The sequence below is a fragment of the Gordonia sp. ABKF26 genome, assembly GCF_041103195.1.
Lineage (GTDB): Bacteria > Actinomycetota > Actinomycetes > Mycobacteriales > Mycobacteriaceae > Gordonia > Gordonia terrae.
This window is the reverse complement of sequence record NZ_JBGCVZ010000003.1, coordinates 1,726,544-1,748,360: the sequence shown is the minus strand read 5'-3', so window position 1 is coordinate 1,748,360 and position 21,817 is coordinate 1,726,544. Positions and strand designations below refer to the sequence as shown.

Sequence of the window (21,817 nt, the reverse complement as noted above, 5' to 3'; positions counted from 1 at the left end):
ATCGGTTGTGGAATGCTTGGTGCATCCAGTGACACCTGACACAGTGCGCAGTACAACGATCGGGAGGACGACACCCATGAGCAGTGCCACACCACGCGACAGCGGCAAGCCCGGCCCACTGAGTTCGATCCGGGTCATCGAATTCGCCGGCATCGGACCCGGTCCGCATGCCGCCATGCTCCTGGCCGATCTCGGCGCCGATGTCGTGCGGGTCCAGCGACCCGGCTCACTGCCCACGCCGGGCCGCAACGCCGACGCCCTCCTCCGCGGCCGGCGCGTCGTCGAGGCGAACCTCAAGGACGAAAACGACCGCGAGACCATCCTCGGCCTCGTCGCCAAGGCCGACGTGATCCTCGAGGGTTTCCGCCCCGGCGTGATGGAGCGGCTCGGACTCGGACCAGATGATCTGGAGAAGGTGAACCCGGGACTGGTCTACGGACGCATGACCGGCTGGGGCCAGGACGGGCCGCGCGCCAACCTGGCCGGGCACGACATCAACTACATCTCGCTCACCGGCATGCTGCACGCCATCGGACGCAAGGATGATCGCCCGGTGCCGCCGCTCAACCTGGCCGGCGACTTCGGCGGCGGGTCGATGTTCCTCGTCGTCGGCGTGCTCGCGGCGCTGCTCGAGCGCGGGATCTCCGGGCGGGGACAGGTGGTCGATGCCGCCATGGTCGACGGCGCTTCCGTTCTCGGACAGATGATGTGGGCCTTCCGCGGCACCGGCCTGTGGAGCGACACCCGCGGTGTCAACATGCTCGACACCGGCGCCCCGTACTACGAGGTCTACGAGACCTCCGACGGCAAGTACATGGCGGTCGGCGCGATCGAGCCCCAGTTCTACGCCGAACTGCTCAAGGGCCTCGAACTCGCCGATGCCGATCTGCCGGACCAGAACGACATCTCCCAGTGGGGCAAGCTGAAAGAGGTCTTCACCGAGACCTTCAAGACTCGCACCCGCGACGAATGGGCCGGCGTCTTCGAGGGCACCGACGCCTGCACCTCGCCGGTCCTGACCTTCGCCGAGGCACCCGCCGACGCCCACATGGCCGCGCGCGCCAACCTCGTCGACATCGACGGCGTGACCCAGGCCCAGGTCGCTCCGCGCTTCTCCCGCACCAAGCCGGAGACCCCGGCCGGCCCGACCACCGAGGCGACCGATCCGTCGACCCTCTGGGCCGACTGACGAACGACCCGCTCCCCGAGGCGCGAGGACCGAACGCGGGGAGCGAAAGCGACCAAACCCGCCCCCCGAGGTGCGAGGAGCGAAAGCGACCCACCCCCGCCCCCTGAGGTGCGAGGAGCGAAAGCGACCCACCCCCGCCCCCTGAGGTGCGAGGAGCGAAAGCGACGAGCCACGAAGGGCGACAACTCACGTCGCCCTTCGTGGCTCGCTTCGCTCACGCCTCAGGGAGCAGAATGTGGCTCGCTTCGCTCGCGCCTCAGACCTTCGAATGCCCCATGTCGATCTGGAACTCGGCCGCGGTGATGCCCTTAGCGCTGTCGGAGGCCAGGTAGAGCACCGCGTCGGAGATCTCGTCGAGCGCAGCGACGGGGTGGTAGTCGAGGATCGACGTGAAATGTGGATTGACCCACGGGATTCCGAAGATCCGGTGGGCTTCGGTGTCGGCCACGCCCATCGGGGTGTCGACCGCGTAGGGGTGCACGCTGTTCACCCGGATTCGGTGATGCCCGAGCTCCTTGGCGGTCGTCTGCGTCAGTCCGACCAGCCCGTACTTCGACGCCGAGTACGACGCCTGCAGCGGCATCGCCTTCAGGCCCGCGACCGAACTGATCACGGTGATCGATCCCCCGTTGCCCGCCTCGAGCATCGCCGGGATGGTGGCCTTCAACGTCTTCCACGCACCGACGAGGTTGATGTCGATGACGTCGGTGAACTGATCCTCGCTGAGCTCCCAGACCTTGCCCCAGGTCAGCACGCCGGCATTGGCGACCACGTGGTCGAGCCGGCCGAACTGCTCGACGGCGTCGGCCACGAGTTGCTGCTGGAGAGCCAGATCACGCGTGTCACCCTGCCGCGCAAGGATCTTCCCGCCGACGCCCTCGACGAGACGGATCGTCTCGGCGAGGTCGTCGGCGGTCGCCGCGGGGTAGGTCGCGTGGTCGATGATCGGTCCCGCGATGTCCAGGCCGACGATCGCGGCCCCCTCGCGGGCGAACCGGATCGCATGATTGCGACCTTGACCACGGGCGATGCCGGTGATGTAGACGACCTTGCCGTCGAACTGTCCCATGGCAGAACTGTAACACGTTCTAGTTCTGCTTCCCCAGGGTTCTCACCGGCAGATTCTCACCGCCACGGGGACGGGTCAGGCGTCGCCGAACGACCGGGTGAAGCCGTCGGGGATGACGAGGTCGGCGGCCGAGAGTTCGTGGACGCTCTTGTGTCCGAGGCCCATGAGCACGCCGTCGAGTCCCATGCGCATGAGGTCGAGGACGTTCTCCACGCCGGCCTGGCCGTTGGCGGCCAGACCCCAGAGGTACGCGCGGCCGATCATGACCGCGCGGGCACCGAGCGCGAGTGCTTTGGCGACGTCGCTGCCGCGACGGATACCGCCGTCGAGGAGGACCTCGATGTCGTCGCCGACCGCAGCCGCGATGTCCGGGAGGAGACGGATGGTCGCGGGAGTGCCGTCGAGGTTGTTGCCGCCGTGGTTGGACACCGACAGCGCCGTCGCGCCGATGTCCACGGCCCGCTTGGCGTCGTCGAGGCGGGTGATGCCCTTGACCATGAACGGCCCGCCCCACTGCTCCCGAAGCCACTGCAGGTCTTCCCATGTGGGCGGGGGCGTGTTCATCCACGACCCGTAGGCCCCGAAGAACGTGGGACCGGTGACACCCTGCGGGGTGAGGTTGGGCGCGGTCAGGTCGGGGATGTTGATCTTGCCGCCCTTGACCCAGTCGAGTGCATAGCGCGGCTTGACCGCGATCTCCGGCCCCAGACGGAGTAGGGCCTTGAAATCGACCTTCTCCGGGATCTCGGGGCTGCCCCAGTCGCGGCCCACGTTGAACACCCAGTCGGTGGTGACGATCAGGCCCTTGGCGCCGGCCGCCTTCGCGCGCTCCGCGCGGGCCAGGATGTCATCCCGGCTGCCGAGCCAGTAGATCTGGAAGAACACCTTGTCGTTGACCTCGGTGACCTCTTCCACCGCGTGCGAGGCGAAGCTCGACAGGCCCATGGCGGTACCGCGCGCCGCGGCGGCTCGCGCCACCGCGACCTCGCCGTCGGGGTCGACGGCCTGCACCCCGGTGGGCGAGATCATCACCGGGAACGAGATCTCCTGGCCCATCACCGTTGTCGTCATCTCGCGGTCGGACTGTGCACCGACGACATGCGGCGCCCAGCCGAGTTCGGAGAACGCGCGCACGTTGTCGTCGACGGTCACACCGGCCTGGGTGCCGGCGACCAGCGAGGAGTACACCGACTTCGGCAGACGTTTCTTGGCCCGGCGCTGTGCTTCGGTGACGGTCTCGAACCAGGGGTTTCTCGCCCAGGGGTTGGCAGCCATGTTCTTCCTACTCATTCATCGTCCATGAGCGCCGGCCGGGCACTCATGGGGCCGGGCGCTCCGGGTCCCGCCGGGACCCGGTGCACCCGGAACGTACCGCGGGTGGATCTACCGCGCGGCGGGGGTGAACCCGGCGAGCGGGTTCTCATCACAGGATTTGGTGGGGCGCGACGCGACCGGGGTCAGGTCGCCGTCGGGACGCCGGGTCATCAGGGTCAGCGGGGTGCCCCGCGAATGATCCTTGTTCGCAGTCGGTTTCATCCGCTCGCCGGCGAGGAGTTCTTCGCCGTACCCCTGCACACACTCCGGGTCGGGTCCGGCCAGCGGAAGTCCGGTGAAGAACTTCGCCGCCATGCAGCCGCCGCGGCACGCATCGAAGTGCGCACACTTGGTGCACGCTCCCGCGTTCTGCGGCTCGCGCAGCTCGGTGAACAGATCCGACCGCTGCCAGATCTCCTGGAAACCGCCGTCGGAGAGGATGTTGCCGGCGAGGAAGTTCTCGTGGATGGCGAACGGGCAGGCGTAGACATCGCCGACGGGGTCGATCAGGCAGACCACGCGCCCCGCACCACAGAGATTGAGACCGGGCAGGCCGCCACCGGAATCCGAACCGAACGCCGACAGGTGGAAGAACGAATCGCCAGTGAGCACCCGATCACCGTGCGCGACAAGCCAATCGTAGAGTTCACGCTGCTGCTGCGGCAACGGATGCAGGTCGTCCCACACATCGGCGCCACGGCCCGAGGGACGCAGCCGTGTGATGCGCAGGGTGGCGTTGTAGCGGTCGGCGAGCGCCTTGAACTCATCGAGCTGGCTGACGTTCTGCCGGGTCATGACGACACTGATCTTCGCGTCGGCGAAACCCGCCTCGGCCAGGTTCTCCAGCGCCCGGACCGCCATGTCGAAGGAGCCGGGACCGCGGACCGCGTCGTTGACCTCCGCAGTCGCACCGTCGAGCGAGATCTGGACGTCGACATAGTCCGACGCCGCCAGGCGGGCCGCGACCTTCTTGTCGATGCGAAGACCGTTGGTGGAGAACTTGACCCCCACCTGGTGGCTGGTCGCGTAGTCGACGAGCTCCCAGAAGTCCGGACGCACCGTCGGCTCACCGCCACCGATGTTGACGTAGAAGACCTGCATGCGCTGCAGCTCGTCGATGATGGCCTTGCACTGTTCGGTGGACAGCTCGCGGGGATCCCGCTTGCCCGACGACGACAAGCAGTGCACACACGCGAGGTTGCACGCGTAGGTCAGCTCCCAGGTGAGGCAGATGGGTGCGTCGAGCCCCTTCTCGAACTGGTCGACGAGTCGGCCGACCTTGGGCACGTCGCCGGCGGGCGGCATCGGCGCACGGAGGGAATCCGCGAGTTCGGTTGCGGTGGGTGGCATCTCGATGGTCGTCATCGTTGAGGTCCTTGCATTCGGGGCTGGCTGTTTCGGGCTGGGGCGCCGGGCCCGGGCGATCAGAGGCGGGCGACGACGGCGACGATGTGGATCGAACCGGGGGCTGTACCGGCCGGCATCGCCGTGCGGGGTCGGCGGGTCAGGCGGCGCGCGGCACGATCATGCCGCTGTCGGCGAGCGCGGTCAGCGCCTGCAGGTACAGGGGACGCTGGGCCGGCGTCACCCCGGCGGCGAGGAGCGCGGCCTCCGCGGAGTCGTGATCGGCCAACGACTTCACGATGCCGACAACGGTGAGGTTCTTGAGGAACGACAGCTTGCGCGTACCGAAGTGGTACAACAGCGCGCCGAACGGCTCCGGGCGCAACGCGACCTTCGGGTTGAGCTGCCACGGCTCGAGGGTGTCGAAACCGGGCGCCTCGGCTGGGGAGTCGAACCGGACCCCGGCGACCGCGGAACGGTCGCCGGAGATCGGATTCGATGTCGGGGCTGACATCAGTAGACCCCGCACATCCCGTCGATCGAGACCTCCTCGACGAGCGACTCGGCGAGAAGCTCCGTGTCGTTCGTGCTGTGAGCTGCTGCAGCGGACTGATCTGCCATGATCCATACCTCCTGGTTGATCGGGTAGTGATGCGGATCACGACAAACTATAGTGGCACTGAGTGCATAAATCCAGAGGGCAGGCGACAACTGTCCGAACGGCCAGGTCGACCGGTTCCGTGATCCCGTATCCCACGGGTCCCATAAGGTGAGGTCGGAGATGACGACGACGCCGCACAACGATCAGCCCGCACGCACGCCCCCGGGCCGACGCCCCATCACGTCACGTGCGCAGATCAGCGCACTCGCGATCCACCTCTTCACCAACCGGGGCTTCGAGGACACCAGCGTCGACGACATCGCCGAGGCGGCGGGCATCGCCCGTCGCACGTTGTTCCGCTATTACTCGTCGAAGAACGAGATCCCCTGGGGTGAGTTCGACGACCATCTCGACGAATTACGGACACTCCTGGCCGGCATCCCGCGCGAGACGCCGATGGCCGAAGCCCTCGTCGACGCCCTCGTGTCGTTCAACCGGGTACCCGCCGAGGAACTCGACAATCACCGGCGGCGTATGTCACTCCTCCTCGGCGTGCCTGCGCTACAAGCACATTCGATGATCGTCTACGCCGACTGGCGGCAGGTGATCGCCGAGTTCTGCGCCTCCCGGCTGGGCGTCGGAGTCGGCGATCACCTGCCGCAGACCATCGGTTGGCTGTGTCTCGGCGCCGCGCTCGCGGCCTACGAGAAATGGCTCGACGACCCCGAGGCCGACCTGGAGGGTCTGATCGAGTCCGGCGCGCGGACGGTGGCCGACGGTGTGGCAGCCCTGGCGTGACTACGCTGGCAACGGCTGCGCGGGATCGACGGGAAGCCCCTCGTGGGAACCCCGGTCGTTACGCTAGGCTGAAGTAGAACGTGTTCTAATTTGGGCCGGTTGCCGGTCCTCGACGGCGGAGACTGCGCACATGTCTGACCTGACCCCTCACGGTTCACGCAGCGTGATCCTCACGGTGTCCGAGGTGATCGACGAGACGGCCGAGGCCAAGTCCATCGCCTTCGAGGTACCCGAGGCCTCGCCGAAGCCGTTCACCGATTACAAACCGGGGCAGTTCCTCACGCTACGGATTCCGAGCGAGCAGACCGGCTCGGTCGCGCGCTGCTACTCGCTCGCGTCGTCGCCGTTCACCGACCCGCGGCCGAAGGTGACCGTGAAACGCACCGCCGACGGCTACGGATCCAACTGGGTGTGCGACAACCTCTCTCCCGGCACCCAGGTCGAGGTGCTGCCGCCATCGGGCGTGTTCACCCCGAAGTCCTATGACATCCCGCTGCTGCTCATCGCGGCGGGCAGCGGTGTCACACCGGTGATGTCGATCCTCAAGGCGGCCCTCGAGAAGGGCAACGCACCGATCGTCTTCTTCTACGCCAACCGCGATGTCGCCGACGTGATCTTCGCCGCCGAGCTCCGCGACCTGTTGGCCGCCCACCCCGACCGGCTCACCCTCGTCCATTGGCTCGAGTCTCTCCAGGGTCTGCCGAGTGCGACCGCTCTGGCAACGGCCTTCGCGCCCTACGCGACGTCGCACGTCGCCTACATGTGCGGGCCCGGCCCGTTCATGGATGCCGTCCACAAAGGCCTCTCGGACGCGAACTTCCCGCACCACAACGTCCACACCGAGGTCTACAACTCCCTGTCCGGCGACCCGTTCGCCGACGTCGAACTCGACGAGGTGAGTGAGGAGGAACAGGCCGGCGCGGCCACCGTCGAGGTCGAACTCGACGGTGAGACCCATACCCTGACCTGGCCGCGCTCGCGGACTCTCGTCGACATCATGCTCGCCGCCGGACTCGATGCGCCGTATTCCTGCCAGGAAGGTGAATGCGGTTCGTGTGCATGCACTCTCACCGAGGGCAGCGTCGACATGGACAATGCCGGCGCGCTCGATCCCGAGGACATCGAGGACGGCTACATCCTCGGCTGTCAGGCGCACCCCACATCGGACACCCTGAAGATCGAATTCTGACAGAGTGGGTCGAGTCCGTGCAGTCGCAGTTCTACCGAAGGAGTACGACGACGTGAGCACCATCCGCGGTTCCCGGCTCGATCCCACCCAGCTCGCACGTGGCCTCGCAGCCATGCTCATCAGCATCGGCGTGCTGCACTTCGTGGCGCCGAAACCGTTCGACGAGATCATCCCCGAAGAGATCCCCGGCGATCCCCGGACCCTGACCTACGCGTCCGGCGTCGCCGAGATCGGCTTGGGTGCAGCGCTTCTCGCTCCGAAGACCCGACGAGCCGCGGGCGCGCTGTCCGTCCTGCTGTTCCTCGCCGTGTACCCGGCCAACATCAACATGGTCCGGCTCTGGTGGAACAAGCCGCTGCCCTACAAGATCGTCGCTCTCGCCCGGTTGCCTTTCCAGTTCCCGATGATCTGGGCCGCGGCGAAGGTCGCGCGCGAGGGCTAAGGCCGGAGCGCACGGTAGTGCGCGCGTTCGTCTGCGGTCCGGTGCTCGAGCGCGTAGGACAGCGCGGTCCGTCCCATCCGGGCCGCGTTGTCGTCGAGGTAGTCGAGCAGGACGGCCTCGTCGACACGCTTGCCGACCTCGCGCAGCATCCAGCCGAACGCCTTCTGGATCAGATCACGGCGGTCGTCGCGGACAAGCGGCGCCACCGCCAGCAGTGCCGTCGCGTCACCGCGCTTGATGGGCGCGAAGGTCGCGATGATCCCCACCCGGCGCCGCCACAGGTCGTCATCCCCCGCGTGTCGCAGGATGAGGTCGAGTTCGCCGGTGCGGCGGCAGTATTCGCCGAGCACCGGATCGGCGGAGGAGTCGACGAGATCCCAGTTGTTCACCCGGCCCCGGCGCACGGCGTCGAGATAGAGGTCGACCCAGCCCCGCCCGTCGCCACCGCCGCGCAGCTCGGTGTCGAACTCCTGGCGGAGGATGAACAGGGCGATCAGCCGGTGCTCGTGCACCGGCGAATCGAGTAGTTCGACGACCTGGTCCGGGCCGATGCCGCGGAACCCCTTCGCCAGCTTCCGTTGCACGGGGACACGGACTCCGAGGAATTCGTCGCCCTCTCCGTATCCCCCGGGCCGCGCCTGGAAGAACGCGGCCTGCCCGAGCGCGAGCTCCGGATCGGCCACCTCGGCTGCCGCATCACGCACCTGCGCTGCGGTCGGCGCGTCCGACATGTGTCGCTACAGCAGATCGGCCACGGGGGTGGGGGTCTGGAGCTTGGGCCGGGTCTTCATCACCGCACCCACCTTGCCTGCGCCCACCACACCGGTGAGCACACCGCCCCGGCTGTAATACGCGACGAATTTCTTTCCGTCATCGTCGACGAGATGGACCTCGTCATCGGCGCGCGGAGCACCGAGCACCTGGATCTTGACGTCGAACTGGTCGCTCCAGAAGTAGGCCACCGACGCCGTCACCGCGTCGCCACCGGTGATCTGGTGGGCCACCACCGACGCCTGCTCCACGGTGTGGTTCCAATGCTCGACGCGTGTGGGCCGCCCCTCCCCGTCGAGCCAGTTCGCCACATCACCAAGGGCATAGACACCTTCGGCACTGGTGTGACCGGTGGCATCGCAGGCGATCCCACCACCGACCTCACGCGGGGCGAGATCGATTCCCGAACCCTCCAGAAAACCGGTCACCGGAGTCGACCCGATACCGACCACGACGATGTCGGCGGGCAACATCGTGCCGTCGGTGAGTTCGACCGCCTCGACCCGACCGTCCGACACCACGATGCTCGCGACACCGACACCGGTCCGCAGATCGATGCCGTTGGCCACATGCAGCCGTGAGACCAGCGCGCCGATCTGCTCCCCCAGCGCCACCGCCAGGGGCGTCGCAGCCGGCTCGACGAGACTGACGGACAGCCCGCGCGTGGCGAGTCCGGCCGCCACCTCGCATCCGATGAAACCGGCGCCGATGACGACCGCGGTGCTCGCGGAATCGATCTCACCGCGCAGCGCCACCGCGTCGTCGTAGGTGCGCAGCACGTGCACACCACTGACCTTCTCGGGCAGACCCGGGAACGGCCGCGGATCGAGGCCCGTCGCCAACACCAGGGTGTCGTAGGCGACGGTGGCGCCCGAGGCCAGCGTGATCGTCTGCTCCGCCGGCGACACCGCGCTCACCGCATCGCCGAGCCGCAACGTGATGCCGGCCCCGTCGTAGAACTCCGCAGGCTTGAGGTCCACGCGGTCGTCCTTGCCCAGCAACACCGACTTCGACAGGGGCGGACGATCGTACGGCGGGTGATCCTCCGCCCCGACCAGCGTGATCGGGTCCGCGAACCCGTTGTTCCGCAGGTTCTCCGCGACCCGGACACCCCCAAGCCCGGCACCGACGACGACCACGCCCGCGCTCGATCCACTCATCTCTCGTCCCCTCTTGTCGTCCCTCCCGCGGACACCGGTCAGAGCCCGGCGGTCGCGCGGACCGCCCCGGGGCACGGGTGCCTCAACGGGTCACATCGCCGACCGGTTGCAGGTCGGACAGCAGCCAATTCCCGTCGACCTTACGCATAAGTGCCCACCGCGCGGTAGGGGTCGCCGCAGGTTTTCCGTCGGCGGGCTGCCTAACGTCTGTAGATTCTTCGCCCGCGCTCCGTCCGACCACCTCGTTGACGAACACCAGCACCCGCGCCCGGTCCGAATCAGCCTCGTGCAGACCGGCACCGACGACCTCGCCCCGGACCGACAGCGCGGACGCACGGACACCCGGCACCACGACATCGGCCCCGCGGTTGCGGTAGTCCAGGCGGAGCGGGTCGGTGAGCAACGCGTCGGTCGCGCGACGCCGGTCGGCAGGGTCATCGGGCGAATAGGTCAGCACCGCACCCACGGCCGCCGCCGCAGCCGTGAGGATCTCGGCGCGCTGATCGTCGGTCGGGTCGGAGTCCGGACGCAACGTGGCCGCGCCGGCGATCACCGCGATCACGAGCAGCAGCACCGTCGCGGCGACGACGAGTCGCAGACGAGCGCGCTGGCGGCGGGTCGGCCGTGCCGGTAGTGCTTCCCGGCCTTCGGTGGTGGTCACGGACGCCTCGCCTGGGCGATCTTCCAGCCGTCTTCGGTGCTGGTCATCGTGACCAGGGCCGTGATCCGCTCACCGGTGGTGTCGATCTCCGAACCGTCGCCCGGCTCCCCGAGGAGCGCCGGGTTCGTCGCGTCGGCGACGACCAGGACGTCGACGCTGCTGCCGATCTCGTCGGACGTCGGGTCGGTGACGAGTCCCGCCGAAACAATCTGCCCGACACTCGGAACCGCCTGCCCACCCACCTCCGCCGCCAGGGCGTCGCGGGCGGCGTCGATCCGCTCCCGCTGCGAGCCGGTGCTCACCGCGGCGACGGCGGCCACATATCCCTCGGGGTCGGTCGGGTCGGCGGTGAGCATGGCGGTGACGGCTCCGCGTGCGGATGCGAGCACGTCATCCGCCAGGGCCGCCGCCGCATGCTGTTCGCGGATCTGCCAGCTCAACACTCCGGCCACCGCGACGAGCAGCAGCACGGCGACCGCCACTGCGATGAGGGCCCGGCGCAGCAGACGCGTCCGTCGTGAGGCACGCGACCGTAGCGCCGGGGCCGCGGCGATCCGGGCGGTGCGCGCGCGGCGCACCGCCGTGTCGACCCGCTCGCGAGCGAGTTCGACTCTTGCCGAACCGGTCTCGTTCATCGCCGACACCGCCTCCGGCCCGCGGGCGCAGTCATCCGATCACATCCGCCGCCGCGAGAAGCCAGGCGTCGTCCATGCGGACGAACCGGGCGAGGACCGAGCGGCGCACCGTCGTCGCCGGCCCGGCGTCCGGGCGTACGGTCACCGACACCCGCACCAACGCCTCCCCCTCCTCGCCGTCGGCTGCGACGACGCTGACGATCTCAGGGCGCCACGTGACCGACGACGTCCCCTCGGGCGGCGGCCGATCGAGCTGAGCGCCGTAGCTGTCGGTGAAGTCGTCCGCGACCAGAGCCCGCGCGCGGGCCCGGTCCTGCTGCCATCTGCCCGCGTCGACGGAGAAGACGTCCGAGACGATCGCGCCGGCCTGTGTTCGCAGCTGATCCCGGCTGTGCGCGACCTCGGCGCCGGCCCGCTGCGATTCCCACAGCGCGAGCACGACGACGAGGGCGGTCACCAGTACGACCGATGCGATCGCGATGCGGACCGCGGCGGCTCGTGCGGTGACCGGCTGTGTCGTCTGCCCCCGGCCCGATCCGGCGGCTCCGGACTTCGTCAGCGAACTCATGGAAGATACTGCACCGCCCCGAGTTTCAGACTTCCGTCGGCCGGCGTGACGAGGACACGCAACCGGAATCGGCGCGCCTGGTCGTCGGCCGCGCCCGGAGCGTTCTGGCCGGCGAAGACCACGGTGGCGGCCACGAGGACCGTGGCGGAATCGCCGTCGCGGACGGAGATCCCGGTGCCGTCGACCGAAGACTCCGCGACAGTGCCGTTGGCGCGGACGAATTCGGTGTAGCTGTCCGCCGACTGAGCGAATTCGTCGTAGAAGGCCCCGGTGGCACCGGCGAGGATCCGCTGGGCGCGCCGGTCGTCGCGGCTGTCCGGCGCGATCAGCACCTCGACGCGTTCGGCTGCGGCCGACTGGAGTTCGGCATCGGAGTAGTGCGCGCGGTCCCGCGTCCATGCGGTGAGCGCGACACCGGCCAGCCCGAGCGCAACGACGAGCACGAGGCCGGCGACCACCCACCGACGCCGGGGAAGTCGGCGCCGTAGACCGGCGTCGACCTCGATCCGGTGCAGCTCGTCCAGCGCGTCGCGCAGCTCGCGTCTGGCCGCCCGATCGGCATCCAGCTCATGCGACCCGGACGGGGCGGCCGCCCGCCCGCTCGTACCCCCCGCCTTCACGACGACAGGGGCGTGCTCTCCTGGGGCGATGTCAGGCGCTCGCCCGCCGCCCTCGTCTCGACCTTTTCGCCGCGGATTCGGCTGGAGTATGCGGCGCGGGCCTGCTGGTCGGGACTGAGGAAGATCGAGTCCAGCTTGGTCAGCTTGCGCGACAGCCGCTTCATCGCCTGCGGGAAGAGCGGACTCGACTCGGCCCACCGCATCGACCGCGGCGCGTAGACGCGGGTGACCGGCCGCGCGATCGTCTGCACGACGATCGAGGCGACCTCACCGGGCTCGACGGTCTGGATGAATTTGTTGGTCTGCAGACCCGAGATCAGTGCGGTCCGCGTGAATGTCGGCAGCACTGCACTGATCGTGACGCCCTGCGGCTCGAGTTCGGCGCCGAGCGCCTCGGAGAATTCGATGACGGCTGCCTTGGCACCGTTGTAGATCGTGAGGCCGGGAGTCGGTATGCGTCCGGCGGTCGAGGCGATGTTCACGATGTGACCGGTCCGGCGCGGCGCCATCCGGCGGGCCGCCTCCTGGCATCCGATGATCACACCCAGGACGTCGATCTCGTAGGTCCGGCGGATGATCGTGTCGTCGTAGGACAGGAACGGACCGACCGGCATGATCCCGGCGTTGTTCACGAGTACGTCGATCGGCCCCAGTCGAGCCTCGACCTCGGTCAGGAACGCGTCGAAGGACTCGCGCTTGGTGACGTCCACCTCGATGCCCTCGATGCCGAGGTCGGCGGCGGCCTTCCCCACGGCTTCGGAGTCCACGTCGCCGATGGCGACCTTCGCCCCCGCGTCGAACAGCTGGGTGGCGGTCTCGAATCCGATGCCCCGCGCGCCACCGGTGATGACCACGACCTTGTCCCGCAACGCGGCGCGGATGGCCGCGTGGTCGGGTGTGCGGGACAGCCTGTCGCGCAGACTCATTGGATCTCCTTAGGTGGAAGTGAACGGAATCGGTCAGCGCGGAGCGGAGCGGAGCGAGCCGTTCATCTCCGACAGGGTGTCACCAGATCATCGGTGCGAGGAACTTCGCGGCGAAGTCCCGGACGCGTTGCGGTTCGTTGCGCGCGGGGTCCGACGGCGGCGTCTCGAGCAGCGAGATCACCAGGCGCACATGGATCTCCACGGCCTCCAGCAAGTCCTCGACGGGCATCTGTGCGCCTTCGTCGCGGAGCGTCGCGGCCACCCGGTCGGTGACCATGTCGATGAACATCGACGTCATCTTGGCGGTGACGCTCTTGATCTCGGAGTCGGTGAGAACGATCCGGCTCAGCAACGGGTCGGAGTTGACCCATTCGGCGCCGACCGCGAACGCCTCCACCAGTGCGGCCTTGGGACCGAGTCCCTTCACCGAGGCCTCGAGCTTCTGCATGCCGGTCTCGTAGGCGTCGTTCGCCACCGCGTAGAGCAGCGCGTCCTTGTTGGGGAAGCGCCGGTACAAGGTGCTGCGGCTCACCCCCGCACGCGCGGCGACCTCGTCGATGTTGGCGCGTCGGACGCCGACCTCGGCGAACTCGGCCCCGGCAGCGGCGAGGATCGCCGCCTCCTGGTCGGCCGGGCTCGCGGTGTTCCGGACCTTACGCGTCGACGTCCGGGTCCTGCTGTCGGTCTTCGTCCCGGTATCTGCCACGGTCATCGCCGCCGCGAGGTGACAGGGAGCTCGTTCTCCGCGGGTTCCGACAGCCGGCCACCGCCCGGCGTGGGATGCATGATCGTCGTGATCTCCATCAGGTCAAAATACAACCCGCCGCTGCGGCAGATGCGGCCGACGAGAGCACCGTCCTCGGTCTCCGGCATCGCGACGCCGTGCGAGAAGGGAGCCTCGGACAGCCCGATGCCTGCGGGCGCAGCCGCCAGAACCGAACGCATGCCCATCCCCTCCCGCTCAGACCGTGAGTGAGTCACCCCGATGATGTGACCCACATCGCATACTAGACCATGTTGAGACAGATCGGAAAAACCGTTTCTACCGCGAGGTACGCCCGGGCACCGTCACCGACCGGCGAGGAGGCGATGACATCGCCGCAGACGTTCCCGCCACCGGTGCTGACCGTCGGGTCCCAGCGAGAGTCCGCCGGTGTCGATCGGGGCGTCGGCGTCGAACCATCGGACGTCGACGCCGCCGTCGACCATCTGGAACGACGTCGCGACGTCCGCGGCGAGCAGCGTCCCCGTACCCAGTCCGCACGCCAGTTCCAGGCGGGGCAGCGCGGCGGCGGCGGCGATCCCCGCAGCCATCCCGATCGCGCTGTCGAGCGCGCTCGAGACCACGATCTCGAGCCCGATGTTCTCGGCGAGCGCGAGCGTTGCCCGCATGCCGCCGAGCGGCGCCACCTTGACCACGGCGACATCCGCGGCGTCGGCGGCCACCACCCGATACGGATCGTCCGCCTTACGGATGGACTCGTCGGCCGCGATCGGCACCCCGACCGCCCGACGGACGGCGGCGAGTTCCTCGACCGTGCGACAGGGCTGTTCGGCGTACTCGACGTCACCGATGGCCCGCAGGGCGGCGATGGCCTCGTCCACTGTCCACCCCCCGTTCGCGTCGACGCGCACCCGGCCGATCACCGCACGCGTGGCCGCCACCCGCGCGACGTCGTCGTCGAGCGTCTGCCCGGCTTCGGCGACCTTGACCTTTGCGGTACCCGCACCGGGGTAGCGCTCGAGCAGCGCCGCGACCTCCTCGGCCGGGATCGCGGGCACCGTCGCGTTCACCGGGACCCTGTCGCGAACGGCCACGGGAGGCCCGACCCACGCCGCCTCGAGACCGGCCCGCAGCCACGACGCCGCCTCCGGATCGTCGTATTCGAGGAACGGCCCGAATTCACCCCACCCCGCCGGACCGGCGAAGACCATCGTCTCGCGTGAGGTGAGCCCGCGGAACCTGGTGCGCATCGGGAGTCGGACCGCCACAGCGGATGCGAGGACGTCCTCGACATCCGGAAGGACCCAGTCCTGCTCGTCGCGCATCGTCCGACCTCTCTCTCCGAACGCGGATCACCCGCTTCGTTGAAACGACCTTCCAAGTTTGTTCCAAGTGCGATAGTCTCGCCGCCATGTCAGTCAACCAGGGATTCGATGCCGGTATCCGCGAGGCGGAACCGAGGATCATCGATGACACTCCGGACACCGCGGGCGAGATCGCCTCTCCGCGCCTCGGTGCCGACTCGCTCGTGTGGAAGTTCTACGGCGACAACCGCGGCCTGCTCGGTTTCCAGCGCCTGGCCGGCACCGAGAACTGCATCGAACAACTCGGCCAGGCCGTCCTGGACCATTCGGTCATCTTCAGCGACTTCCTCGGCCGGGCCAAGCGCACCGGCCCGCCCGTCATGCGCACCGTCTACAGCACCGAGCCGGAGAAGTGGGGTCGCACGGTGCGCGACTTCCACAAGGACATCAAGGGCACGATCAGCGACGGGTCGCGCTACCACGCGCTCAACCCGGAACTCTTCTACTGGGCCCACGCGACCTTCGTCGACCAGGTCCTCTTCATCACCGACACCTTCATCCGACGCCTGAGCTACGCCGAGAAGGTCCAGATCTTCGAAGAGAGCAAGGTCTGGTACCAGCTCTACGGGGTCAGCGACCGAGGGCAACCGCAGACCTACGACGAATTCGTCGAGTACTGGGACGACATGCTCGACCGGTTCGTCCCGCACAAGACCATCGTCTATGCGACGGGATACATCCGGCAGGGACTCCCCCGGCCCAAGAAGATCCCCGCGCCGGCCTGGAAGGTCGTCTCGGCTCCGCTGAACGCATTCATCCGCACGGTGGTCGTCGGCACTCTCCCCCAGCAGATGCGTGACGTCTGCGAGCTCGAGTGGAATGATCGGCGCGAGAGAAACTTTCAACGCTTCGCGGCGCTCATGCGTGCCGCCAATCCGCTGATCAACCGGCTGCCGCTCAAGTATCTCTATGTTCCATGGGCCTACGACGCCTGGCGCAAGGTCGGGATCGACCCGCGGCCGCTGCACAACAAGCCCGCCTGACCTCCCCCGCCCCCTGAGCTGAGAAGCGTGCGCGACCCCGCCGCCCCCTGAGGAGCGAGCGTGCGCGACCCCCGCCGCCCCTTGAGGAGGGAGCGTGCGCGACCCCGCCGCCCCCTGAGGAGCGAGCGCGCGAGCGTCTCGAAGGGTCAGTGCCCCAAGAATCCGTCGACCTGGCTGACGAACTCCGCCGCCCGGTCACGGTGGACGCTGTGGCCTGCGTCGATGGTGACGAACCGCGAGTCGGGCAGGGCGTCGCTCAGGGTCTGCAGGTGGCGTGGGGGAAGGAAACTCTTCTCGCCACCGGAGATGACCAATGACGCGGCCTGCACGTCCGGCAGCTCCGACCACCAATGCGGTGCACAGACGTCGAACTCGGCGACGATCTGGTCGCCCATCCGGCCGTCGAACCGGATGACCGGAAAGGGGTTGCGCGCCAGCGCGATCAACCCACGGATCTGTTCACCCAGGGTGGCGCGCATCGCGATGCCCTCGGAGAGGTCGGCCTCGTCGCGGGGCATCGGCGGGACCTCCTCGAGGACCAGACGCCGAGTCCGGGACGGCTCGAGCATCGCGAACCGCAAGGCGGTGTGGGCGCCCAGCGAGTGGCCGACCACGTCGGCCACCGCGACGCCGAGGGTGTCGAGGACGTAGGCCAGGTCGTCGCGGAAGTCGTCGAGCCGGTAGACATCTCGAGCTCGGCCGCTACGTCCGTGGCCTCGGAGGTCCACACTGATCACCGCCCGTCCCCGGGCGCGGAGTGCGGCCGCGAGTGGACGCCAGGTCGAGTGATCCGACGCCATGCCGTGCACGAGGACGACGGGCACCCCACGATCGGTCTCGCCCGCGACCCGGACCGCGAGATCGGGGTCGCCGGCTCGGCGCAGAACACGCATGACAGTCAGCTTACGAGCGCCGGGAATGCGGTGGCCGTCACAGTCCACACGACCGTTCGCGCTCCTGTCCGTTCGGTTCTCACCGGTCGCGGAACCAGCCGCTCTTCTTGGCGCGCCACACCATGTCCTCCCAGTACCCCCAGGTGTGGGTGCCCACCGACGGGAAGTCCGTCGTGATCGGGATCCCCTGCAGCGCGGCCGCGACCTCGAACGACCGGGTCTGTGCCAACGACACGACCTCCAGCGGCGTGCCCTTGACCGAGGCGACGGCGTCGGCATTGTGCGGACCCCACGTCGCCGATCCCGAACCGATGCGGATCTTCATCCCGCGCATGCGGGGCAGCTGGACGAGTGCATCGTTACGCGTCCAGCGATCGCTCCACGGTGGACCCCACATCGCGTCGGCGCTGAACGGGCCCACGCCCGCGCCGATTCCGGCGTCGATCAGTGCGAGCCGGACGGCCTCGCGCATGGTCGGCGCGGACAGGTTCAGGTAGCCGGACATCGAGAAGACATGCGAGACACGCTGACGGTGGTACGCCCCGTAGACCATCGCGGCGTTGCCGCCCATGGAGATACCCATGAGTGCGTACTTGCCCAGCGGGCCGACGGCGAGACCGCGAGCGTCGAGTTCGCGCACGATCGTGTCCAGCCGACACGTCCACCGGTAGCGATAGCCGATCTTGTTGGCCGGGCTCGCCGCTTCCCAGTCGGTGTAGAAACTCGCGAGACCCCCGACGGGCTGGATCACGTTGACACCGGAGTCGGCGATGCGCTGGACACGCGTGTCCCGACGCCACCCGCTGATGTCGCTCGTCGCGCGGAGGCCGTCGAGCGCGATGACGGTCTTGTAGTTGCCCCAGCGGGTCCACGTGTCCACCGGGGTGCTCGGCATACCGCAGCCGGACACGGAGAACCTGCCGTATGTCGCAGCGGCGGACGCATTGCCCGAACCGATGGTGACGACGCCGACCACGGCGAGGAGCGTGAGAGCGAGAGCAAGCACTCGTCGTCTGCGCGCGAGACGACGAGGCCGGAGTGAGAACTGCACCGACGAACAGTAATTCGACGGCGGACAGCGATGCCACACCTGTGACCACAGGGCATCGACATCGATACCGACCGGTGACCACAGTGACTATAGTGACCGAAGTTTCTGATGTGATAGCTGATGCATCATCACCACATCGATTCGCGACTTCACAGGTCGTCGACGATGCGCTGACGCGCCCGCGCGTATTCCTCCTCCGAGATCGTCCCGGTCCGACGCAGATCATCGAGGGCGGCGAGACGCTCGGCCGGCGATCGGCCGGTGTCCGCCGTCCGACCCGAGCCATCGCCGGACTTCTCGAACGACGGTGAGTCGCCCCGGGACGGCCCCGTCGCGTCAGCCCGGACGCCGGCCCAGCCGCGGACGACATCCATCACCTCCGCGCGCGCCTCGGGATTCGAACGCAGATCGATCACTCCGCTGCCGGCCACCCCGTGCCGTCCGAGGATCTGCAGGATCTCCCCCAGCGGTTCCGCCTGGCCGGTGAGATCGTAAGTCCGCCCGTCTTCCTCGGAGGTGAACCGCGCGGGCACCGAACCGGCGAGCAATGCTGTTGCCTGCCAGTCGATCTCGAAGTCCTGGGTCTCGGGGTCGACCATCACCGCCAGGCGTCGGGCCGAGAGCAGCGGTTGCTGGTAGTACGGCACGACCTTACGGGTCGAGACCTCGAAGGTCGCCAGCCCGGCGGCTCGTATCCGGAGACCCAGCTTCATCATCGGCTGGTCGTTGATCTCCACGCCCGTCTGACCGATCGAGGTGATCTCGGCGACGCCCATCACCCCGGCCGCGCGCAGGCGTTCCAGCTTGGCGCCGCCCCGGTAGTTGAACCACGCAATTCCCACGCCGAGAAGGACATCGAGAACCGTGACGCCGATCCCGGTCCACAGCATCCACTCGGTGTCGGGCGCGTCGATCACGAAGTAGGCGACGAGGAAGATCGGCCCGACGATCCCGCACAGCATCACGAACGCGAAAGTGCCCACCGCACTCCACACATGGGCAGGAACACGAGGCCCGGTCCCCGACTCTCCGAACATGGTCATGCGCGAACTGTATTCGCGGACCCCGCGCGGGGGAAGCCGGACGGTCGACGCGTCGCCCCCTGGAACGACGCTCCGGCGCCGATGAGAGGTCGCGCCGGAAACGCGTAGACCTCGGCCCCTTAGCTGAGCAAAACATGCCTGATCTGCGGGTTCTCGCCACATCCGGGTGGCTCGGTGGCACACTCGGCGCCTAGATGTGCACGCCGAGGCTCACCATCGAGAGGTTTTCCATGTCCGACACCCACTCGCATCGGTTCACCCGGCTCCTCTCGTCGATGGCCGTCACCGCCGCCATCGTCGCGAGCACCGCCCTGAGCGGAGGCGGCGTCGCCTCGGCGGCACCACCGACGCCTGGGCCCACCCAGCAGAAGTGCGGCCAGAGCACCGACGATCCGAACAAGGACGTGCGCCTCTACCTCTGGGGGAAGGTCCGGGACACCAACCCCGGGCAGATCGGCGACAACCTCGACGTGGTGCAGCCGGGACCCAAGTACCAGCCGAATCCGAAGCATCCGAAGTCATATGCGATCCGCAACGGAGGTGACCACAAGGGCCACGACGACGACTTCCTGCTTCTGCCCACCAACAGGATCAAGGGCATCGAATGCCCCTATCTGTACGGCAAAACCGAGTTGAACCTGTGGAGCACTGCGTGGCTGCAGGCGGGCAAATACGTCGCCAAGAACCCCATCAAGCCCATCGCGATCGGGGTGAACTCCGCGGAGAGACGCGGACAGGATCAGTTGCATATCCATCTCGCGCAGGTACATCCGGACACGCTGGCCGATCTGAAGGCGATCACGAATCCGCAGACTCATCTGGGAAGCTGGACGAAGAACGATGTGGTGCTGCGAGTGAATCCGCTGAAATCAGCAGTGCCCCGGCACTTCCGCGTCGTCAAGTACACCGGCGGCCTGCCCAATCTGTTCAGAGTTCTCAACGGTCAATTGCCGGCCGGTGAAACGATGGAGCAGCAATCGATCGCCGTGGTCGACGCCGGTCAGCCCAACACGTATTTCGTCCTCAACAGCAACCCGAAGCTGGGTGGCGCCGGCACTGGTCTGATGGACATCATCTACGGCTGGGGCGCCTGACGCCCGCCGGCAACGACAAAGGCGCCCGGTCACTTTCGTGACCGGGCGCCTTCGACTCAGAGAGTCAGTGAGTCAGAACGAGATCACTTGGTGATCTTGGTGACTCGACCCGCACCGACGGTGCGGCCACCCTCGCGGATGGCGAAACGCAGGCCCTCGTCCATGGCGACCGGCTGGATGAGCTTGACGCTCATCTCGGTGTTGTCGCCCGGCATAACCATCTCGGTGCCCTCGGGGAGGGTCACGACGCCGGTCACGTCCGTGGTACGGAAGTAGAACTGCGGACGGTAGTTGTTGAAGAACGGGGTGTGACGGCCGCCCTCGTCCTTGGACAGGATGTATGCCTGGCCCTCGAACTCGGTGTGCGGGGTCGTGGTGCCCGGCTTCACGATGACCTGACCGCGCTCGACGTCCTCACGCTTGAGGCCGCGGAGCAGCAGACCGGCGTTGTCGCCTGCCTGTGCGGAATCGAGGAGCTTGTGGAACATCTCGATACCGGTGACGGTGGTCTTGGTGCTCTTCTCACGGATGCCGACGATCTCGACTTCCTCGTTCACGTTGACCTCGCCGCGCTCCACACGACCGGTGACCACGGTGCCGCGGCCGGTGATCGTGAAGACGTCCTCGACGGGCATGAGGAACGGCTTCTCGGTCTCACGGACCGGGTCCGGGATCGACTCGTCGACGGCAGCCATGAGCTCTTCGACCGACTTGGTCCACTCGGGGTCACCCTCGAGGGCCTTGAGAGCCGAGACCTTGACGACGGGAGCTTCCTCGTCGAACTCCTGGGCGGCCAGCAGTTCGCGGACCTCCATCTCGACGAGCTCGATGATCTCGTCGTCGTCGACCATGTCGGCCTTGTTCAGGGCGACCAGGATGTAGGGCACACCGACCTGGCGAGCCAGCAGCACGTGCTCGCGGGTCTGCGGCATCGGGCCGTCGGTGGCGGCGACCACGAGGATCGCGCCGTCCATCTGAGCCGCACCGGTGATCATGTTCTTGATGTAGTCGGCGTGACCGGGGGCGTCCACGTGGGCGTAGTGACGCTTCTCGGTCTCGTACTCGACGTGCGAGATGTTGATCGTGATACCACGGGCTTTTTCTTCAGGAGCCTTGTCGATCTGATCGAACGCGAAGCTCTTGTTGAGGTCCGGGTACTTGTCGTGCAGCACCTTGGTGATGGCAGCCGTCAGGGTGGTCTTGCCGTGGTCGACGTGACCGATGGTGCCGATGTTCACGTGCGGCTTGGTCCGCTCGAACTTCGCCTTCGCCACTTGATTGTCCTCCTGGACTGTTGTTGCTCTACTGGGCGGATCCCAGCAGGGGTTTTCTTCTTACGTTGGTGCGCAGAACGGGTCGGCGCATGTCGCTAGGACCG

The 21,817-nt window shown here is 67.8% G+C and carries 25 protein-coding genes; 6 read left to right on the top strand and 19 right to left on the bottom strand.

Features of this window, described 5'->3' with window-relative positions; genetic code table 11:
• Positions 1 to 76 precede the first annotated feature (76 nt).
• On the top strand, positions 77 to 1,189 hold the full coding sequence (locus AB4Z55_RS08435) for a CaiB/BaiF CoA transferase family protein (protein ID WP_369519538.1): 1,113 nt from the start codon (positions 77 to 79) through the stop codon (positions 1,187 to 1,189).
• A 256-nt stretch (positions 1,190 to 1,445) separates the two neighbouring features.
• Here AB4Z55_RS08435 and AB4Z55_RS08430 read toward each other — a convergent pair whose 3' ends face one another.
• From AB4Z55_RS08430 to mftA, 5 genes are all read right to left on the bottom strand, one after another.
• Positions 1,446 to 2,258, bottom strand: a complete 813-nt coding sequence (locus tag AB4Z55_RS08430) for a mycofactocin-coupled SDR family oxidoreductase (protein WP_004020571.1) — start codon at positions 2,256 to 2,258, stop codon at positions 1,446 to 1,448.
• A gap of 75 nt (positions 2,259 to 2,333) precedes the next feature.
• Complete coding sequence (gene mftD, locus AB4Z55_RS08425; protein ID WP_064569449.1) at positions 2,334 to 3,533, bottom strand: pre-mycofactocin synthase MftD; 1,200 nt, start codon at positions 3,531 to 3,533, stop codon at positions 2,334 to 2,336.
• A gap of 108 nt (positions 3,534 to 3,641) precedes the next feature.
• Entirely contained in the window at positions 3,642 to 4,937 is a 1,296-nt protein-coding gene (gene mftC, locus AB4Z55_RS08420) for a mycofactocin radical SAM maturase (protein ID WP_369519537.1), read from the bottom strand.
• A 139-nt stretch (positions 4,938 to 5,076) separates the two neighbouring features.
• Positions 5,077 to 5,430, bottom strand: a complete 354-nt coding sequence (gene mftB, locus AB4Z55_RS08415) for a mycofactocin biosynthesis chaperone MftB (RefSeq protein ID WP_064569451.1) — start codon at positions 5,428 to 5,430, stop codon at positions 5,077 to 5,079.
• Positions 5,430 to 5,537 carry a mycofactocin precursor MftA gene (gene mftA / locus AB4Z55_RS08410; RefSeq protein ID WP_033204074.1) on the bottom strand — a complete coding sequence of 36 codons (108 nt, stop codon included), beginning with the start codon at positions 5,535 to 5,537 and terminating at the stop codon, positions 5,430 to 5,432. Before mftA ends, mftB begins: the two co-directional genes overlap by 1 nt.
• Before the next feature lie 160 nt (positions 5,538 to 5,697).
• Here mftA and mftR point away from each other — a divergent pair, with 160 nt between their 5' ends.
• The 3 genes from mftR to AB4Z55_RS08395 all read left to right on the top strand — a co-directional run bounded on the left by mftR (position 5,698) and on the right by AB4Z55_RS08395 (position 7,946).
• Positions 5,698 to 6,315, top strand: coding sequence for a mycofactocin system transcriptional regulator (mftR, locus tag AB4Z55_RS08405; protein WP_248643391.1), 618 nt, complete (start codon positions 5,698 to 5,700; stop codon positions 6,313 to 6,315).
• Between the two features lie 130 nt (positions 6,316 to 6,445).
• Entirely contained in the window at positions 6,446 to 7,504 is a 1,059-nt protein-coding gene (locus AB4Z55_RS08400; RefSeq protein ID WP_369519536.1) for a 2Fe-2S iron-sulfur cluster-binding protein, read from the top strand.
• A gap of 52 nt (positions 7,505 to 7,556) precedes the next feature.
• Complete coding sequence (locus AB4Z55_RS08395; RefSeq protein ID WP_064569479.1) at positions 7,557 to 7,946, top strand: hypothetical protein; 390 nt, start codon at positions 7,557 to 7,559, stop codon at positions 7,944 to 7,946.
• Here the strand turns inward: AB4Z55_RS08395 and AB4Z55_RS08390 are convergent.
• From AB4Z55_RS08390 to AB4Z55_RS08345, 10 genes are all read right to left on the bottom strand, one after another.
• Positions 7,943 to 8,677, bottom strand: a complete 735-nt coding sequence (locus AB4Z55_RS08390) for a DNA alkylation repair protein (RefSeq protein ID WP_369519535.1) — start codon at positions 8,675 to 8,677, stop codon at positions 7,943 to 7,945. The genes AB4Z55_RS08395 and AB4Z55_RS08390 overlap by 4 nt on opposite strands.
• 6 nt (positions 8,678 to 8,683) lie before the next feature.
• Positions 8,684 to 9,877: an NAD(P)/FAD-dependent oxidoreductase gene (locus tag AB4Z55_RS08385; protein ID WP_369519534.1), complete on the bottom strand. Its 1,194-nt coding sequence runs from the start codon at positions 9,875 to 9,877 to the stop codon at positions 8,684 to 8,686.
• An 82-nt stretch (positions 9,878 to 9,959) separates the two neighbouring features.
• Positions 9,960 to 10,538: a hypothetical protein gene (locus tag AB4Z55_RS08380; protein WP_354562592.1), complete on the bottom strand. Its 579-nt coding sequence runs from the start codon at positions 10,536 to 10,538 to the stop codon at positions 9,960 to 9,962.
• Positions 10,535 to 11,173 (bottom strand): hypothetical protein, encoded by a 639-nt coding sequence (locus AB4Z55_RS08375; RefSeq protein WP_101822407.1) that lies wholly within the window; start codon positions 11,171 to 11,173, stop codon positions 10,535 to 10,537. The genes AB4Z55_RS08380 and AB4Z55_RS08375 overlap by 4 nt, the downstream gene beginning before the upstream one ends.
• A gap of 31 nt (positions 11,174 to 11,204) precedes the next feature.
• Positions 11,205 to 11,741 (bottom strand): hypothetical protein, encoded by a 537-nt coding sequence (locus AB4Z55_RS08370; RefSeq protein ID WP_369519533.1) that lies wholly within the window; start codon positions 11,739 to 11,741, stop codon positions 11,205 to 11,207.
• Positions 11,738 to 12,361 carry a hypothetical protein gene (locus AB4Z55_RS08365; protein ID WP_369519532.1) on the bottom strand — a complete coding sequence of 208 codons (624 nt, stop codon included), beginning with the start codon at positions 12,359 to 12,361 and terminating at the stop codon, positions 11,738 to 11,740. The genes AB4Z55_RS08370 and AB4Z55_RS08365 overlap by 4 nt, the downstream gene beginning before the upstream one ends.
• Positions 12,358 to 13,287 carry an SDR family oxidoreductase gene (locus AB4Z55_RS08360; RefSeq protein WP_004020584.1) on the bottom strand — a complete coding sequence of 310 codons (930 nt, stop codon included), beginning with the start codon at positions 13,285 to 13,287 and terminating at the stop codon, positions 12,358 to 12,360. The genes AB4Z55_RS08365 and AB4Z55_RS08360 overlap by 4 nt, the downstream gene beginning before the upstream one ends.
• Before the next feature lie 79 nt (positions 13,288 to 13,366).
• On the bottom strand, positions 13,367 to 13,999 hold the full coding sequence (locus AB4Z55_RS08355; protein ID WP_369519531.1) for a TetR/AcrR family transcriptional regulator: 633 nt from the start codon (positions 13,997 to 13,999) through the stop codon (positions 13,367 to 13,369).
• Entirely contained in the window at positions 13,996 to 14,232 is a 237-nt protein-coding gene (locus AB4Z55_RS08350; protein ID WP_369519530.1) for a hypothetical protein, read from the bottom strand. The genes AB4Z55_RS08355 and AB4Z55_RS08350 overlap by 4 nt, the downstream gene beginning before the upstream one ends.
• Before the next feature lie 123 nt (positions 14,233 to 14,355).
• Positions 14,356 to 15,336, bottom strand: coding sequence for an o-succinylbenzoate synthase (locus tag AB4Z55_RS08345; protein WP_369519529.1), 981 nt, complete (start codon positions 15,334 to 15,336; stop codon positions 14,356 to 14,358).
• 86 nt (positions 15,337 to 15,422) lie between these two features.
• Between AB4Z55_RS08345 and AB4Z55_RS08340 the strand changes: the two genes are divergently transcribed.
• Positions 15,423 to 16,358, top strand: a complete 936-nt coding sequence (locus AB4Z55_RS08340; RefSeq protein ID WP_369519528.1) for an oxygenase MpaB family protein — start codon at positions 15,423 to 15,425, stop codon at positions 16,356 to 16,358.
• Between the two features lie 146 nt (positions 16,359 to 16,504).
• On the opposite strand, the gene AB4Z55_RS08335 is transcribed toward AB4Z55_RS08340, so the two are convergent.
• The 3 genes from AB4Z55_RS08335 to AB4Z55_RS08325 form a co-directional block, all read right to left on the bottom strand.
• Positions 16,505 to 17,251 carry an alpha/beta fold hydrolase gene (locus tag AB4Z55_RS08335; protein ID WP_369519527.1) on the bottom strand — a complete coding sequence of 249 codons (747 nt, stop codon included), beginning with the start codon at positions 17,249 to 17,251 and terminating at the stop codon, positions 16,505 to 16,507.
• A 79-nt stretch (positions 17,252 to 17,330) separates the two neighbouring features.
• Positions 17,331 to 18,302 (bottom strand): alpha/beta hydrolase family protein, encoded by a 972-nt coding sequence (locus tag AB4Z55_RS08330; RefSeq protein WP_064569480.1) that lies wholly within the window; start codon positions 18,300 to 18,302, stop codon positions 17,331 to 17,333.
• 149 nt (positions 18,303 to 18,451) lie between these two features.
• On the bottom strand, positions 18,452 to 19,345 hold the full coding sequence (locus AB4Z55_RS08325; protein ID WP_231895807.1) for an SHOCT domain-containing protein: 894 nt from the start codon (positions 19,343 to 19,345) through the stop codon (positions 18,452 to 18,454).
• A gap of 275 nt (positions 19,346 to 19,620) precedes the next feature.
• Here AB4Z55_RS08325 and AB4Z55_RS08320 point away from each other — a divergent pair, with 275 nt between their 5' ends.
• Positions 19,621 to 20,439, top strand: coding sequence for a CDP-diacylglycerol diphosphatase (locus AB4Z55_RS08320; RefSeq protein WP_257881349.1), 819 nt, complete (start codon positions 19,621 to 19,623; stop codon positions 20,437 to 20,439).
• Between the two features lie 83 nt (positions 20,440 to 20,522).
• On the opposite strand, the gene tuf is transcribed toward AB4Z55_RS08320, so the two are convergent.
• On the bottom strand, positions 20,523 to 21,713 hold the full coding sequence (gene tuf / locus AB4Z55_RS08315) for an elongation factor Tu (protein WP_004020593.1): 1,191 nt from the start codon (positions 21,711 to 21,713) through the stop codon (positions 20,523 to 20,525).
• Between the last annotated feature and the right edge of the window lie 104 nt (positions 21,714 to 21,817).